Origin of the sequence: Cryobacterium sp. MDB2-A-1 (assembly GCF_004402675.1) — a bacterium.
Classification (GTDB): Bacteria; Actinomycetota; Actinomycetes; order Actinomycetales; family Microbacteriaceae; genus Cryobacterium; species Cryobacterium glucosi.
This window is the reverse complement of sequence record NZ_SOFK01000028.1, coordinates 383829-398888: the sequence shown is the minus strand read 5'-3', so window position 1 is coordinate 398888 and position 15060 is coordinate 383829. Positions and strand designations below refer to the sequence as shown.

The 15060-nt window shown below is 68.2% G+C and carries 14 protein-coding genes and 2 tRNA genes; 2 read left to right on the top strand and 14 right to left on the bottom strand.

The genetic code is table 11. The features are described 5' to 3' along the window. Window positions 1-158: 158 nt before the first annotated feature. The 4 genes from E3O39_RS11145 to E3O39_RS11130 all read right to left on the bottom strand — a co-directional run bounded on the left by E3O39_RS11145 (window position 159) and on the right by E3O39_RS11130 (window position 3207). Window positions 159-830: an ATP-dependent Clp protease proteolytic subunit gene (locus E3O39_RS11145; RefSeq protein WP_134447890.1), complete on the bottom strand. Its 672-nt coding sequence runs from the start codon at window positions 828-830 to the stop codon at window positions 159-161. 16 nt (window positions 831-846) lie between these two features. Continuing rightward, window positions 847-1446: an ATP-dependent Clp protease proteolytic subunit gene (locus E3O39_RS11140; RefSeq protein WP_134447888.1), complete on the bottom strand. Its 600-nt coding sequence runs from the start codon at window positions 1444-1446 to the stop codon at window positions 847-849. A 193-nt stretch (window positions 1447-1639) separates the two neighbouring features. After that, window positions 1640-3088, bottom strand: a complete 1449-nt coding sequence (gene tig / locus E3O39_RS11135; protein ID WP_134447886.1) for a trigger factor — start codon at window positions 3086-3088, stop codon at window positions 1640-1642. A 42-nt stretch (window positions 3089-3130) separates the two neighbouring features. Further along, window positions 3131-3207, bottom strand: a tRNA-Pro gene (locus E3O39_RS11130). Window positions 3208-3373: 166 nt separating this feature from the next. On the opposite strand from E3O39_RS11130, the gene E3O39_RS11125 reads away from it, so the two are divergent. Then, window positions 3374-3447: transfer RNA gene (locus E3O39_RS11125), tRNA-Gly, on the top strand. 44 nt (window positions 3448-3491) lie between these two features. On the opposite strand, the gene E3O39_RS11120 is transcribed toward E3O39_RS11125, so the two are convergent. The 10 genes from E3O39_RS11120 to E3O39_RS11075 all read right to left on the bottom strand — a co-directional run bounded on the left by E3O39_RS11120 (window position 3492) and on the right by E3O39_RS11075 (window position 13265). Further along, on the bottom strand, window positions 3492-4634 hold the full coding sequence (locus E3O39_RS11120; protein ID WP_134447884.1) for a hypothetical protein: 1143 nt from the start codon (window positions 4632-4634) through the stop codon (window positions 3492-3494). A gap of 54 nt (window positions 4635-4688) precedes the next feature. Continuing rightward, entirely contained in the window at window positions 4689-5504 is an 816-nt protein-coding gene (locus E3O39_RS11115; RefSeq protein ID WP_134447882.1) for a sulfite exporter TauE/SafE family protein, read from the bottom strand. A 27-nt stretch (window positions 5505-5531) separates the two neighbouring features. Continuing rightward, entirely contained in the window at window positions 5532-6509 is a 978-nt protein-coding gene (locus E3O39_RS11110; RefSeq protein WP_134447880.1) for an L-lactate dehydrogenase, read from the bottom strand. 131 nt (window positions 6510-6640) lie between these two features. Then, window positions 6641-7321 (bottom strand): response regulator transcription factor, encoded by a 681-nt coding sequence (locus E3O39_RS11105; protein ID WP_241985044.1) that lies wholly within the window; start codon window positions 7319-7321, stop codon window positions 6641-6643. Window positions 7322-7325: 4 nt separating this feature from the next. Further along, a complete protein-coding gene (locus E3O39_RS11100; RefSeq protein ID WP_134447876.1) occupies window positions 7326-8753 on the bottom strand; it encodes a sensor domain-containing protein in 1428 nt (475 codons plus the stop codon). Between the two features lie 107 nt (window positions 8754-8860). After that, window positions 8861-10351 (bottom strand): amidohydrolase, encoded by a 1491-nt coding sequence (locus E3O39_RS11095; protein ID WP_134447874.1) that lies wholly within the window; start codon window positions 10349-10351, stop codon window positions 8861-8863. Then, window positions 10348-11028, bottom strand: coding sequence for an FMN-binding negative transcriptional regulator (locus E3O39_RS11090; RefSeq protein ID WP_134447872.1), 681 nt, complete (start codon window positions 11026-11028; stop codon window positions 10348-10350). Before E3O39_RS11090 ends, E3O39_RS11095 begins: the two co-directional genes overlap by 4 nt. Window positions 11029-11065: 37 nt before the next feature. After that, the gene (locus E3O39_RS11085; RefSeq protein ID WP_134447870.1) at window positions 11066-12064 is read right to left on the bottom strand and encodes an Fpg/Nei family DNA glycosylase; all 999 of its coding nucleotides are present in this window, start codon (window positions 12062-12064) and stop codon (window positions 11066-11068) included. Window position 12065: 1 nt separating this feature from the next. Then, window positions 12066-12599 carry a ribose-5-phosphate isomerase gene (locus tag E3O39_RS11080; protein ID WP_134447868.1) on the bottom strand — a complete coding sequence of 178 codons (534 nt, stop codon included), beginning with the start codon at window positions 12597-12599 and terminating at the stop codon, window positions 12066-12068. 63 nt (window positions 12600-12662) lie between these two features. After that, window positions 12663-13265, bottom strand: coding sequence for a DsbA family protein (locus tag E3O39_RS11075; protein WP_134447866.1), 603 nt, complete (start codon window positions 13263-13265; stop codon window positions 12663-12665). Between the two features lie 186 nt (window positions 13266-13451). Between E3O39_RS11075 and E3O39_RS11070 the strand changes: the two genes are divergently transcribed. Further along, window positions 13452-15044, top strand: coding sequence for an MFS transporter (locus tag E3O39_RS11070; RefSeq protein WP_134447865.1), 1593 nt, complete (start codon window positions 13452-13454; stop codon window positions 15042-15044). Window positions 15045-15060: the final 16 nt, after the last annotated feature.

Here is a 15060-nt window from a genome sequence, read left to right as displayed (position 1 = left end):
TCGGTGGAAACCCGTAATAATCCCCCGCGGGTGGGATATCGCGCGGCGCCCGACCGGCGAAAACCGGAACGCGGCGGCCTGCCGGTGCTTGCGCATCCGACCGGCCGCCGCGCGGGCGACAGGAGAACGGGGACCTGCCCCGTCGCGAAAGGGAACTGCTACTTGACGAGGACCGGAACGTTCTTGCGGCTCGTCAGGATCTGGTCGATCAGGCCGTATTCGAGGGCCTCGGGGGCGCCGAGGATCTTGTCGCGGTCGATGTCCTTGTGGACCTGCGCCGAGGTGCGGTTGGAGTGGTGCGCGATCGTCTCTTCGAGCCAGTCGCGCATCCGCTGGATCTCCGCTGCCTGGATCTCGATGTCGGAAGCCTGGCCGCCGCCCTGTCCACCGGCCGAGGGCTGGTGGATGAGGATGCGTGCGTTCGGCAGCGCGAGGCGCTTGCCGGGCGTTCCGCCGGCGAGCAGCACGGCGGCGGCGGACGCCGCCTGGCCGAGGCAGACCGTCTGGATGTGCGGACGGATGTACTGCATCGTGTCGTAGATCGCCGTCATCGCGGTGAAGGAGCCACCCGGTGAGTTGATGTACATCACGATGTCGCGGTCCGGGTCCTGGCTCTCGAGCACGAGGAGCTGGGCCATGACGTCGTCAGCGGACGCGTCGTCGACCTGGACGCCGAGGAAGATGATGCGGTCCTCGAAGAGCTTCGCGTAGGGGTCCTGGCGCTTGTAGCCGTAGGCCGTGCGTTCTTCGAAGGTGGGGAGGATGTACCGAGACTCGGGAGCCTGCGGTGCGCGGCCACCGGCCTGGTGACCAAAATTCGTGAATTCCATGTCGTGTACGCCCGTCCTAGATCTTGTTCACTGAGTCGTCGGTGCCGCCGCCGCCGATTACTTCCGACGCGGAGCCGCGCAGGTGGTCGACGAAGCCGTAGGTCACGGCTTCCTGGGCGGTGAACCAGTTGTCGCGGTCGTTGTCGATCAGGATCTGCTCGACCGACTTGCCGGTCTGCTCCGCCGTGAGTTCCGCCATCCGCTTCTTCATGTCGAGGATGACCTTCGCCTGCGTCTGGATGTCTGCCGCCGTGCCGCCGAAGCCGCCGGACGGCTGGTGCAGCAGGACCCGCGCGTTCGGCGTGATGTACCGCTTGCCCTTGGTGCCGGAGGACAGCAGGAACTGGCCCATGGAGGCCGCCAGCCCGATGCCGACGGTGACGATGTCGTTCGGTACGAACTTCATCGTGTCGTAGATGGCCATGCCGGCCGTGATCGAGCCGCCGGGCGAGTTGATGTACAGGAAGATGTCCCGCTCAGAGTCCTCCGCGGCGAGCAGCAGGATCTTGGCACAGATCTCGTTGGCGTTCTCGTCCCGGACCTCCGAACCGAGCCAGATGATGCGGTCTTTCAGCAGTCGGTCAAAAACGCCGGGTGTTGGGGTCATATCGGCCATGTCGCGCTCCGTTTCACTTGTCGCTTGAGATTGAATCTATAGGAGCCTGAGAGCCAGAACGGCCGTGTTCGCCCTCGGCAGATTGCGCGGCTCCCCCGCGCCCGGGAACACGGAAGGGCCGGACGTCCTGAGACGCCCGGCCCTCGTTCGCTGGAGTACAGCGGGTGCTGGCAGCGGATGCTGCCCGCGGGTGTTACTTCTTGGCTGCGGCCTTCTTCTTCGGCTTCGCGGGGACCTCGGCGGCCTCGTCGTCAGCGTCTTCCGACGCGGCGGCTGCTGCGGCATCCGCGGCGGGGTCGACCGTGACGGCGTCGATGTCGACGTCGACGGAGGTGGTCCCGTCCGCGGCGGCCTCGGGCTCGTCGCCCGCGATCGCGGTGAACTCGGCGAGATCGACGACGGCGCCGTTGCCATCAACGACCTCCGCCTTGCCGAGGGCGATCGCGAGGGCCTTGTTGCGGGCGACCTCTGCGACCATCGACGGGATCTGGCCGTTTCCGCTGAGCGCCTGGACGAACTCGCTCGGGTCCATGCCGTACTGGGCTGCGCCCTGGATCAGGTACTGGGTGAGCTCGTCCTGGCTGACCTGGACCTTCTCGGCCTCGGCGATCGTGTCGAGCAGGATCTGCTGGCGGAAGGTCTTCTCGCTCGACTCGGTGACCTCGGCGCGGTGCACGTCGTCTTCGAGGCGGTTCTCGCCCTCGAGGTGACGGCGCACCTCGTCCTCGATGATCGCGGTCGGGATCGGGACCTCGACGGAGGCGAGGAGCTGCTCGATGAGCAGTTCGCGAGCCTGGGTGCCCTGGCCGAAGATCTTGGAGCGCAGCGCCTGCGCCTTGAGGTCTTCGGTGAGCTCTGCGACGGTGTCGAATTCGCTGGCGATCTGCGCGAAGTCGTCGTCGACGGGGGGAAGCTCGCGCTCCTTGACGGCGAGGACCGTCACGGTGATCTCTGCGGTTTCGCCTTCGTGGTCGCCGCCCATGAGGGTGGAGTTGAAGGTCGTGGTCTCGGTCGCGCTGAGCGAGTCGAGTGCCTCGTCGATGCCGTCGATCAAGTCGCCGGTGCCGACCTCGTAGGAGATGCCGGTCGCGTTGTCGACCTCGACGTCGCCGATGGAGGCGACGAGGTCGATCTGCACGAAGTCGCCGGTCTTGGCGGGGCGGTCGACCGTGATGAGCGTGCCGAAGCGGCTGCGCAGCTTGTCGAGCTCCTCGGTGACGTCCTCGTCGGTGACCTCGGCCGTGTCGACGACGAGCTTGAGGCCGGAGTATGCGGGAAGGTCGATCTCGGGGCGGACGTCAACCTCGATGGAGAGCTTGAGGTCGCCGGAGAAGTCCTTGTCGGACGGCCACTCGACGATGTCGGCCTCGGGGCGGCCGAGCGGGCGGAGCTTGTGCTCGTCGACGGCGGCACGGTAGAAACCGTCGAGGCCTTCGTTGACGGCGTGCTCGAGGACGGCCGACTTACCGACGCGCTGGTCGATGATGGGCGGCGGAACCTTGCCCTTGCGGAAGCCGGGGATGTTGATGTCTTCGGCAATGTGACCATATGCGTGGGTGATGCTGGGCTTCAGCTCCTCCGGGGTCACCGAAATGGTGACCTTGGCGCGCGTGGGGCTCAGCTTTTCGACCGTGGACTTCACGTGGGTTATCTCCTGTGTTCGATCTGGTTCAGAGGGGGGTGATGGTCGGGGCGACAGGATTCGAACCTGCGACCTCTCGGCCCCAAACCGAGCGCTCTACCAAGCTGAGCTACGCCCCGGATATTGTCTCAACCCGTTGGAGTCAGCCTGACGCCACGCAGGTGCACGCGACAGCGGATTGACCTCGGTAAGTCTACTGCACCGACCGGATGCCCATGGCCGGTTCGAGTACGCGAGGCCGCCGTGGCTGTACTAAGGTATTTGAGTGCGCAGTTCGGCACTCATGGGGATGTAGCTCAATGGTAGAGCCTCAGTTTTCCAAACTGATGGCGCGGGTTCGATTCCCGTCATCCCCTCCATATCCGGTCATTCCCTTTCCGAATCCGGCAATTGCCCCGGCGCCCTATCGGTTCGCGAGGTAGTTGGCCAGGGCGGAGGCCGCAAGCGTCTTCGCGCCGTCCAGGTTGCCGGTCGGCTGCGCGTCGTGCTGCACGAGCACCCAGACACCGCCGGAGAGCACGTCGACCTCACAGGTGTCCCCTCCGCAGCCGGCGAATGCCTCGTCCCCGAGCCCGGTCACCGCTTCGAACCGGATGCTGGAGTTCGCCTTGTTCGGCGGTGACGCGTGCCACACCGATGCAGCGCCCGGCAGCACGGTCACAGACACGCCGCCGGAGAGTGCCCCGGCGTCCCCGCTTAACCAGCCGCAGTGGAGAAGGCCTGCCCGGCTTTCTGCGATCGGCTGAATGCCCGATGTGTACGGTCCGGGCACTCCATAATCGGTCGACCGAGAGTCAGCCATGCCCACGGCATCCGCGAGGTCGGCCGCGGCGAGCAGAGCGTCACAGCCGACGCGCGGTGGGGGCGTCGTCGCCGGCACCGCGTCCGCCGTCTGAACGGCCGCCACAACGGTGCGAGCGAAGGTCACGAAGCTCTCCTCTGTGGGTTGCGGACTGACCGTCGCGTTCACCCAGGTGGTTCCCACGAGGATCTCGGCCCGGCAGGAATCGTGCTCCGGCGGGTGGCAGGCCACGTACGCCGTGTCTCCGAGGTCGACGGGGTGCAGTCCCCGCAGACCGTCGTCGGAATCGGGTTCACTCGCGGTGAACCCTTCGACGGCGTTGGGCAGGACACGGACGCTCACGCGCGGGAGCATCCGGCTGCCGTCGTCCGTCAGCGCTCCTGTGCCGTTGTCCGGGGCTGACCAGCTGCAGTCGACCAGGCCGCCGAGGGCATCGGCCGCGTCCTGCACGATGATCTGGGTGGCGCCGCTGCTCGGCTGCTGCTCGGCGGTGGCCCGGGTGGCCTGATCGAAGAGGCTGTTCGTCGGGAGTCCGAGCGCGGCTGCGGCCCGGTCGACCGGCAGGACCAGGCCACAGTCGAGCGCGACGGGCAGGGACGTCGTCGTCGCGGATGCCGTGGGTTCTGGCGAGGCACCCGGAGAGGAACCGCCGGAACCCTGCGTGCACCCGGCGAGCGTCACGGCCGCGGTCAGGGCGCAGATCAAAGGTGCGGAGCGGACCAGTGCTGAAGCTGCGAGCGTCATGTGAATTCCCCCGCGATCAACCTACTCCGGACTGCTCCCCCGAGGACAGAACGGTCAGGAGTGGAGCATCAGGTTGACGAGCGCGACGACGCCGACGGTCACGATGATCACGCGCAGGAGAGTGGGCGGCAGGCGCCGCCCGACCCGCGCGCCGAGGAGGCCGCCGAGGCCCGCGCCGACGGTGATGAGACCGACCACGGCCCAGTCGATGGAGTCGCGCGCGAACAGGATGAAGATGATCGAGGCCATCAGGTTCACGCCGGTGACGAGGAGATTCTTCACGGCGTTGAGTGACCCGAGCGAGACCGTGGTGAGGATGCCGAGGGCGCCCACCACCAGGATCCCCTGGGCCGCGCCGAAATAACCGCCGTAGACGCCGAGGATGAAGATGCTCACCATGATGCCGACGCGCCGGCCACGACCGCCGGGGATGCCGGCCGCCTCGGCAGTCGGCGCCGCCACCGCATCCGCTTCGCTGGCCGGCGCGGTTCGTGCGGCGATCCGGCGCTGAATCCACGGCCCGACGGCGACGAGGAGGATCCCGACGAGGATGAGGACAGGAACGATGGCCTTGAAGGCGCTGCTGGGGAGCACGAGCAGCAGGGTGGCACCGGCGAGGCCGCCGGCCAGGGCGACAGGGAGAAGGGCGAAGGCGAAACCGCGATGAGCGGCGATCTCGCGCCGGTAGCCGATCGTCCCCGCGACGCCGCCGGCCACGAGTCCGAGGTTGTTGGAGACGTTGGCGACGAGCGGCGGGTATCCCAGAAGCACGAGGATCGGAAAGGTGATGAGGGTCCCCGAACCGACGACGACGTTGATCATGCCCGCGGCGAAACCGGCCGCGGCGATTGCAAATGCCTCTGGCCACATGCCTCCCACCGTAGTGGGGGCCGCGCCCTACTTCAGGCCGAGGGTGTCGAGCGTCGCCCGCAGGGTGTCGGCAGAGTGCTGGAACAGGGCCTGTTCCGACTCGGAGAAGGGCACCTCGATCACCCGGGACACCCCCTCGGCGTTGACGACCGTCGGGACGGACAGGGCGACGTTGCTCACGCCGCGGTAGTCGGTCAGCACAGAACTGATCGGGAGCACGGCGCCCTCGTCGCGCAGCACGGCCTCGACGATCCGGGCACCGGAGAGCCCGATCGCGTAGTTCGTGGCACCCTTGCCCGCGATCACCCGGTACGCGGCGGTCTTGACGTCCTCGGTGATGGCCGCGAACTCGGCCTCGGAGAACTTCTCGCGTCCGTTGGTCACCGGGGAGATGTCATCGGCGACCCATTGGTCGAGCGAGATCGGGCCGACCCTGGCCTGGGACCAGAGCGGGAACTCGGAGTCGCCGTGCTCGCCGACGATTGTGGCGTGCACGTTGGCGATCGCAACGCCGACCCGGTGCGCGAGCAACCAGCGCAGCCGGGAGGAGTCGAGAACGGTGCCGGAGCCGAACACCCGGCTGGAGGGGAGTCCGCTGAAGTGCAGGGCGGCGTAGGTGAGGATGTCGCAGGGGTTGGTCACGATCATGTAGACCGCGTCGGGGGCGCGCTTGATGAGCTTGGGCATCAGTTCGCGGAGGATTCCGACGTTGACGCCGGACATTTCGAGGCGGGACTGGCCGGGGTGCTGCCGGGCGCCTGCGGTGATCACGACCATGTTGGCGTCCGAGATCATGTCGAGGTCGGCACCGCCGGACACGCAGGACGCGCCGGTGAACTGGGTGCCGTGCGCGAGGTCGAGCACCTCGGCCTCGACCTTGGGCTCGTTGATGTCGTAGAGCACCACCTCGCGGGCCGACTGCCGGATCAGGGAGGCATACGCGAGGGAGGTGCCGACGGCGCCCGCTCCGATGATGGCCAGCTTGGAATTCTCGATTGCGCTCATGGTTCCAGTCTGCCCGCACCAGGACGCGTTCGCACCTGTTCCGTCAGATTAAACCGAATTATCTACGTTCAATTCGCCTCGTGGCAGCGGAATACTCAGCGCCAGCGGAATACTCAGTGCCAGCAGAATACTCAGTGGCGGAGGAAGGCGAGGACGGCGAGCACCCTGCGGTGGTCCGTTCCCGAATCGTCGAGGCCGAGCTTCTGGAAGATGGCGGTGACGTTCTTCTCGACGGCGCCGACCCCGATCACGAGCCGGGAGGCGATACTGACGTTGGTGCGCCCCTCGGCCATCAGCCCGAGCACGTCCCGCTCCCGGGGAGTGAGTCTCTCGAGCGGGTCGGTGCGGCGGCCCAGAAGCTCACGGACCACCTGCGGGTCGAGCACCGTTCCACCGGCGTGGATCCGCAGGACGGCATCCTGCAGTTCGTCGAGGGAGGCGACCCGGTCCTTGAGCAGGTAGCCGAGTCCTCCGTCGCCGGCCGCGAGGAGTTCGTGAGCGTATGTGGCCTCGACATACTGGCTGAGGAGCAGGATCCCGACTCCGGGGAGCCGGCGCCGCAGCTCGAGGGCGGCACGCACCCCTTCGTCCCGGAATGTCGGCGGCATCCGCACGTCGAGCACGGCGATGTCCGGCCGGAGGCGATCGACGTCGGCGAGCAGGCCGTCCGCGTCGCCATAGGCGGCCACGCAGTCGAACCCGGCCTCGTCGAAGAGCCGCACGAGCCCCTCACGAAGCAGGAGCGAGTCCTCGGCGAGAACGAGCCGGAGCGGAGCCGCGGATGCTGCGCTGGTCTGCTCTGGCGAGGTCACCCGTTCAGGATACGACGATCGAACCTGGCAGGGTTTCGGCCAGCGGGATGTGCGCACCGACATTCGTGGGACCTCCGGCCGGACTGTCGATCGACAGCAGGCCGCGCAGCCCCCGCAGGCGCTCGTCGAGGCCGCACAACCCGTGCGATTCGGTGAGGACGGCCCCACCGATGCCGTTGTCGATCACCCAGAGGTCGAGCCAGGTTGAGTCGTCGTCCGGCACCCGGCGCAGGGCGAGGTGCAGGCGGATGCCGCTCGCGCGGGAGTGCTTGGCGGCGTTCGTGAGGAGCTCGGCCGCGATGAAATATACGCTCCGTTCGATCTCGGAGGGCAGCCGCAGCCCCGGCTCGAGCTGGAATTCGAGAGCGACGGGAATGGTGCTCCTGGCTGCGAGGGACTCGAGCGCGACGGTGAGGCCGCGGTCCTGCAGGATCGGCGGGACGAGCCCACGGGACAGCGCCCTGAGCTCCTCGAGGGTGTCGTGGGCCTGCTCCCGCGCCTCGGCGAGCAGCGCCCTGGCGGCGGCAGGGTCCGTGTCGAGTTTGCGTTCGGCGCTCGCGAGGTCCATCTGCAGGCGCACGAGGCGCTGCTGGGGTCCGTCGTGGATATCGCGTTCGAGGCGGCGGAGGCCGCGGTCCTCTGCGACGACGGCCGCGCCGCGGGAGGCGCTCAGGTCGGCGACCTCGCGGGTGAGCGCCTCGGAGCGCCAGGCCCCGAGCATGCCCTGGCCGATGAACCGGTGCACGAGCACGAGGCCCCGGGTGACGTAGGGCAGCGTGGCGAGGAACGCGAGGCCGAGCGCTAGTTCGAGCAGGCTCTCGACGAGGTACGGGTTGCCGACGCCCTGGGTACCCGGCAGAATCAGCTCGCCGAGGCCCAACAGCCCGGTTGCCCCCTCCTGGCCCTGCGGGATCGACCAGCCCCACAGCCAGAAGGTGACCCCGCCGAGGGCGATCGAGAGCCAGACGACGGTGACGGTCCAGCTCACGAGCGAGATCACGAAGTTCACGACCATGCCGTGCAGGAGGTAGAGCCAGTAGTGGCCGCCGACAAGCGGGCCCAGCAGGGTTCGAAGCGGGGTGACCGGCTGGCCGTCACGTTCCCACCGGGGAGGCCGGATGGCCGGTTGGCCGGCCCAGCGCAGGCGGGTCAGCTCCACGAGGCCGAAACCACGCGCGGCATAGAGCGCGGCGACGATCACGAACAGCCCCACGAAGATCGCGACCATACCGACGCCCGTGAAGAAGACGGTGCTCAGCACGCTCAGGGCGATGACCGCGACGGGAAGGGCGAGCAGGAGGAAGCCGAGTTCCCGCGGTACCGACCGCCAGAGGCCTCGATAGCCGGGATTTTCGCTCAGAGGGGTCTGCACGGTCTCCAGACTGCCAGATTCCCCGGAGTGCGGGACGGTTGCGGGTGTCGTCGTGGTCATGGTGTCCTCCTTGGTGGATGACTCCAGCCTCGCCGTGAACGCCCGGCGCGCCCATCGGGCCTGCGTCCCAATCGCTGCGGGGGAAAACCCCCGCGGCCCGCATCGGGTCAGAGCGCGCGGTGGGTGAACCGGCCGCCGAGCAGGGTCGCTGCTACGTTCATCCGCCGCAGGTCGTCGAGGGACGCGACGAACGGGTCGGTCTCGCAGACGGCGAGGTCGGCCGGGTCGCCGACCGCGACCCGGTGCCTGCCGCGGGCGGATGCGGCGAGCGCGGCCTGGCGGGACACGCCCTGCTCGGGGTGCCAGGCTTCACGGCCGTCCCTGGTGCGCCCGACCGCGGCGGCGATGCCGACCCAGGGGTCGAGCGGCGCGACGGGCGCGTCGGAGCCGAGCGCGAGTCGTGCCCCCGCGCGGAGCAGGCTCGCGAGCATGAAGGCGCGGTCGGTACGGCCGGCCCAGTAGCGGTCCGCGACGTCGCGGTCGTCGACGGCGTGCTCTGGCTGCACGCTCGCGACGACGCCGAGGGCGGCGAACCGGTCGACATCGGCGTGACTGAGCAGCTGGGCGTGTTCGATGCTTCCCGCACAGCCGAGGGTCTCGAAGGCGTCGAGGGCGATCCGGTTGGCCCGGTCGCCGATCGCGTGAACGGCGGGGTGGATGCCGGACTCGCTCGCGAGGCGCATCCAGCGGAGCAGGTCGTCTGGCGTCACGCTCAGCACGCCGTTGGCGTCGGCGCCCGTGAGCCCCGGGTAGTCGTCGAAGCAGTATGCGGTGCGGGTGTTGAGCGAACCGTCGGTGATGACCTTGTACGGGCCGACGCTGAGCTGACCTCCGGTGCCGTCGATGACGGCACCGGAGCGGAGGCCCTCTGCGACGGCGCGCTCGAGGTGTTCGGTGTAGATGCCGAACTCGACCCGGAGCGAATCGGTGCCTGCGGCGATGCGGCGGCGCCAGACGTCGAGGTTCCAGACCATTTCGAGGTCGACGATGCCGACGACGCCGCGGGCGGCGGCGACCCGCGCCGCTTCGTCGGCCCAGGTGTCGCTGATCGCGTCCGGAACGGCGTCGAGTGCCCGTTCCACCGCGAAGGCATCTTCCTCGCGGAGCAGGCCGGTGGGGTGGTCGCCGAGTCCGCGGGCGGCGAGGGCGGCGGAGTTGAGCCAGACGCTGTGCAAGTCACCGCTGACGAGGACGACGGGGACCGTTCCTGAGACGGCGTCGAGGACGGCGCGGCCGGGGGCATCCGGCCAGAGCCCGTCGCGGAAGCCGAAGCCGATCAGGGTCTCCCCTGTCGTGAGCAGCGGGATGCGCCCCGCGACGATCCGGGCGGCCTCCGCGGCGCTGCCTGCTGTCGACACGTCGAGTCGGCGGGCGATCTGCGCCCACTGGGTGAAGTGCACGTGGTTGTCCCACAGTCCGGGGATCAGCCAGCGCTCGCCGAGGTCGATCGACTCGACGGCAGGACCGTCGCCACCCATGCCGCCTTCGCCACCGAGGAAGCCGAGCCTCGTGACCGTGCCGTCGACGATCTCGACATCGGTGAGTTCGTCGCTCCCGGGCAGTCGGGCGTTCCGGAGGACGAGCGGATCGGGGCTCATGAGCCGTCTCCGGCCCGGGCGGCGCGGGAGAGCCGCCCGTGCGCGCGCCGCATCTCGGCGGCGAGGTTCACGCTCGCGTACGGACCGGTCCCCTCGAGTTCGGAGATGATGCGGTCGACGGTCTCGGGAGGCTTGTTCTGGCTGAGCTTGCTCTTGGCGACCACCCGGGTGACCCGGAGGCGGAAGCCGACGGTACCGGCCGAGATCCGGTCGGCGTACGCCGAGTTCGCGGCCGTCCCGTGCAGGCGGCGCGGTTCGGGCAGGCGCTCCTCGAAGTGATCGACGAGCCGGTCGAGCACGAGCAGGTTCTCCTCGGCGCTGAGGATCTCCGGCGTGCCGTAGAGGTGCGCGGTGATGAAGTTCCAGGTCGGCACGGCCGGGTTGGCGTCGTACCACCCCGGGGACACGTACCCGTGCGGGCCCTGGATGATCACGATCATCTCGTGCTGCCCGAGCTCGTGCAGTTGCTCGTCGGGACGACCCACGTGGGTGACCAGAACGAGCTCGCCGGAATCGGTATCCGTTCCTGAAACGGACTCGTCGAGAAGCATCGGGTAGTGCGAGGCGACGAGATCGCCCGTGCTCGTGTGGCTGACCAGGGTCGCCCACGGGTTCTCCCGGATCAGCCGCCGGATTTCGGCGGGATCGGTGAGCACGAAGCTGGGGGTGTTGCGCATGTTGCGTCCTGTCTGTCTCGCTGGCGGGGGGTGATCTTCAGGCCTGGCAGGTCGGGCACCAGTAGAGCTTGCGGGCGCCCATCTCCTCGAGCAGGATGTGGGTGCCGCAGACCCGGCAGGGCAGGCCCTCGCGCTTGTAGACCCAGTGCCGGTCCGCGCGATTCTTCATCGCGAGCACCCAGTCGGCGCCGGCGAGGTCGTCCATGGTCATCATCTGGCCGGTTTCGACGCCGATCGTCAGCAGGTGCGCCCAGTCCCGCCAGAGACCGCGCACGGTGTCCTCGGTGAGGCTCTTGCCCGGCGCGTGCGGGTTGACACCGGCCCGGAACAACAGTTCGGCGCGATAGACGTTCCCGATGCCGCTCACCACGGACTGGTCCATCAGGAGCAGTCCGATCGGGGTGGGCTTGCGGCGCACGACGGCCGTGAACCGGTCCTCCGCTGCTGGGCTGTCATCGAGGAGCGGGTCAGGGCCGGCCTTGTCGATGACCGCCTGCACCTCTGCGGCGTCGAGCACCTGGCAGGCGGTGGGGCCGCGCAGGTCCGCGCACACCGTGTCGGTGAGCAGGCGCACCCGCACCTGCCCGACCGGTTCGGGCGGGAAGGAGCCCCGCTGGTCGATCTCCTTCTCCTGCTCGGCCATCCGCACCCGGGTGCGCCGGGGAGCCCCGATGCTCCGGAGCGAGTTCTCCCCCGCGGAGTCGAGGACGGCATCCGCCGGCCCGTCGAGGTCTGTGCCGCGCTGGTTGGTCTGGCCCATCCGGCCGTTGGCGGATGCGATCGTGGCGTCCATCAGGATCTCACCGGCGAAGTCCCAGGCTCCGTACATGCCGAGGTGCACCCGCAGCCAGAGCCCGTTGTCGAATTCGAGGAACATCTGCTTGCCGACGGCGCGCGCCCTGGTCATCACGTGCCCGTCGAGCACGGCGGCGCCTTCGACGAAACGGCCTTGCGGCGAGGACAGCTGCACCCGGTGGCCCACGAAGTTGCGCGCGAACTGCCGGGCGATCCGGTGGACGGAATGACCCTCTGGCACGTCAGCGCGCGCTGCGGGCCGGGTCGACGCTGGACGGGTCGATGCGTGCCGGGTCGACCCTGATGCCGGAGATGGACCGGGTGGTCTCGTATTCGAAAAGCTGGCGGATCCGTCGCGCGTGGCGTTCCTCGCCCGTGAACGGTTCGGCGATGAACGCGTCGATGAAGGAGGTCGCCTCCTCGATCGTGTGCTGGCGGGCGCCGATCGAGATGACGTTCGCGTTGTTGTGCTCACGCGCGAGCCGGGCGATGTCCAGGTTCCAGACCAGCGCGGCCCTGACCCCGACGACCTTGTTCGCGGCCATCTGCTCGCCGTTGCCCGATCCCCCGAAGACGACGCCGAGCGCGTCGATGCCCGCGGCCTGGTCGTCGACGACGCCCTGGGCGGCATTGATGCAGAACGACGGGTAGTCGTCGAGCGGGTCGTAGCTCGTGGGCCCGTGGTCGACGACCTCGTGGCCGGCCTCGGTCAGGTGACCGACGAGGAAACGGCTGAAATCGTGGCCGGCATGGTCAGTGGCGAGGTGAATGCGCATGACCCCATACTATTTGCCGTCCCGTGCGATCGCCGTCCTGCTCCCGGCGCCGCCGGCATCCGCTCAGTCGAAGATCGGACCGACCGTGCGGGTTCGCTTCATCTCGAAGAAACCGGGGTACGCGGCCACGGCCACGACGCCGTCCCACAGTTTCGTCGCGGCTTCGCCCCTGGGCGCCGGCGAGATGACCGGGCCGAAGAAGGCGACATCGTTCACCGCGATGACCGGGGTGCCGACGTCCTGGCCGACCCGGTTCATCCCGTCGAAGTGGCTTGCGCGCATCTCCGGGTCGTAGTGGTCGCTGTCGGCCCACGCGGCGAAGTCCGCCGGAAGGCCGACCTCGGCGAGCGCCGCCGGGATGACCTCGTCGGGGTTCGTGCTGCCGCCGGGGTGGATCCGGGTGCCGAGTGCGTCGTAGAGGGCCTTCACGGTCGCCTGCCCGTGCAGCTCCTGCGCCGCCTGCACGAGGCGGGTGTACCGGAGAGCCCGGGGGAAGAACGCGGCGTACTCTTCGCTCACGTCGTTGTCCTCATTGAGCACCGCGAGGCTCATCACCTTCCAGGTGACGTCGAGGTCACGCTGTGAGGCCACCTCATCCACCCAGCGGGAGGTCATCCAGGCCCAGGGGCAGGAGGGGTCGAACCAGAACTTCACGGTGTCCGTCATCGCACCAGCCTAGGTGCACGCACACCCGCATCCGCTCGCTCCGCGAAGGTGAAGAAACCCCTGCCCAGCGTCGGTATCCCACCAAAAAATTCGGTTTGACGGCGTTTTTGGACTAAAATTGCTCGTTATGCCCGAAAAGGGCCAGCTCCACGTCGCGAGCAAGTGATCTCCACGAGAGAAGTTCAAATGCCCAGAGACCGTAGTTTGTCAGACTCTATGCCCGATGCCAAGCGCGCCATAATCAAGACCAAGAAGCCCCTCCTGCAGCGTCGCCTGAGGGTCTCCCACGTCAACGTCGTCGACCAGCCGATGCTCAAGAAAGCACTCGGCGGAACCATCGTGGGAAACACCATGGAATGGTACGACGTCGGCGTGTTCGGCTACCTCATCACGACCATGGGACCGGTGTTCCTCCCCGAGGCCGACAAGTCGGTCCAGACCCTGTTCCTCCTCGGCACCTTCGCCGCCACCTTCATCGCCCGCCCCATCGGCGGCGTCTTCTTCGGCTGGCTCGGCGACAAGATCGGCCGCCAGAAGGTCCTCGCCATGACGCTGATGATCATGGCCGCGTCGACGTTCGTGGTCGGCATCCTGCCGAACTACGCGATGATCGGCAGCTGGGCCGCCGCTCTCCTGGTGTTGACCAAGCTCGTCCAGGGCTTCTCCACCGGTGGCGAGTACGCCGGTGCCACCACCTTCGTCAGCGAACACGCCCCGGACAAGCACCGCGGGTTCTTCGCGAGCTTCCTCGACATGGGCAGCTACCTCGGCTTCGCGATCGGCGCCGCACTCGTGTCGATCCTGCAGGTCACCCTGGGCCAGCCGGCCATGGAGGACTGGGGCTGGCGCCTGCCGTTCCTGCTCGCCGGACCGCTCGGCCTGATCGCCATCTACTTCCGGATGAAGATCGAGGAATCCCCCGCCTTCCAGGCCACCCTCGACGCCAAGGAAGCAGCGTCACTGGATCCGAACGGCACCGACGCGGCCCCGAACGGCCCGCTGACCATCTTCAAGGCGCACTGGCGGGGCATCCTGCTCGCCATGATCCTCGTCGCAGCAGCCAACACCGTCGGCTATGCGCTCACCTCGTACATGCCGACCTACCTGACGAGTTCGCTCGGGTACGACGAGCTGCACGGCACCCTGCTCACCATCCCGGTGCTCGTCATCATGGCGCTCTGCATCCCGCTGACCGGGCACCTGTCCGACAAGATCGGCCGCCGACCGGTGCTCTGGGTCGGTGCGATCAGCACGGTCGTGCTCTCGATCCCGGCGTTCATGCTGATCGGTGTCGGCGAGATCTGGTCGACCCTGCTCGGTCTTGCCCTGATCGCGTTCCCGGTGACGTTCTACGTGTCGAACCTCGCCTCGGCCCTGCCCGCGCTGTTCCCGACCGAGAGCCGGTACGGCGCGATGGGCATCGCGTACAACTTCGCGGTCGCCATCTTCGGTGGAACCACCCCGTTCATCATCGCGGCCCTCATCGAGGCAACGGGCGACGACATGATGCCCGCCTACTACCTGATGGCCACCTCGGCTGTCGGAGCGGTGAGCATCTTCTTCCTCAAGGAGAGCGCCCAGCGCCCCCTGCCCGGCTCGATGCCGAGCGTCGACTCCGTCTTCGAGGCACGGGAACTCGTCGCCACCCAGGACGAGAACCCGAACCTCGACACCAATGAGATGCCGTTCGACCACACCTATGAGCCGGCGACGAGCTCGATCGACGCCATTCTCCCGGAGCCCGAAACCGAGCCAGAGCGCCACCCGGTCGGCGTCTAGCACCACCGGCATCCGC

Bases quoted from the DNA above. Each gene is read 5' to 3' on its own strand.
- E3O39_RS11145 (WP_134447890.1), bottom strand. From the start codon at position 830: ATGGAATTCACGAATTTTGGTCACCAGGCCGGTGGCCGCGCACCGCAG.
- E3O39_RS11140 (WP_134447888.1), bottom strand. From the start codon at position 1,446: ATGGCCGATATGACCCCAACACCCGGCGTTTTTGACCGACTGCTGAAA.
- E3O39_RS11120 (WP_134447884.1), bottom strand. From the start codon at position 4,634: ATGACGCTCGCAGCTTCAGCACTGGTCCGCTCCGCACCTTTGATCTGC.
- E3O39_RS11115 (WP_134447882.1), bottom strand. From the start codon at position 5,504: ATGTGGCCAGAGGCATTTGCAATCGCCGCGGCCGGTTTCGCCGCGGGC.
- E3O39_RS11110 (WP_134447880.1), bottom strand. From the start codon at position 6,509: ATGAGCGCAATCGAGAATTCCAAGCTGGCCATCATCGGAGCGGGCGCC.
- E3O39_RS11100 (WP_134447876.1), bottom strand. From the start codon at position 8,753: ATGACCACGACGACACCCGCAACCGTCCCGCACTCCGGGGAATCTGGC.
- E3O39_RS11095 (WP_134447874.1), bottom strand. From the start codon at position 10,351: ATGAGCCCCGATCCGCTCGTCCTCCGGAACGCCCGACTGCCCGGGAGC.
- E3O39_RS11090 (WP_134447872.1), bottom strand. From the start codon at position 11,028: ATGCGCAACACCCCCAGCTTCGTGCTCACCGATCCCGCCGAAATCCGG.
- E3O39_RS11080 (WP_134447868.1), bottom strand. From the start codon at position 12,599: ATGCGCATTCACCTCGCCACTGACCATGCCGGCCACGATTTCAGCCGT.
- E3O39_RS11075 (WP_134447866.1), bottom strand. From the start codon at position 13,265: ATGACGGACACCGTGAAGTTCTGGTTCGACCCCTCCTGCCCCTGGGCC.
- E3O39_RS11070 (WP_134447865.1), top strand. From the start codon at position 13,452: ATGCCCAGAGACCGTAGTTTGTCAGACTCTATGCCCGATGCCAAGCGC.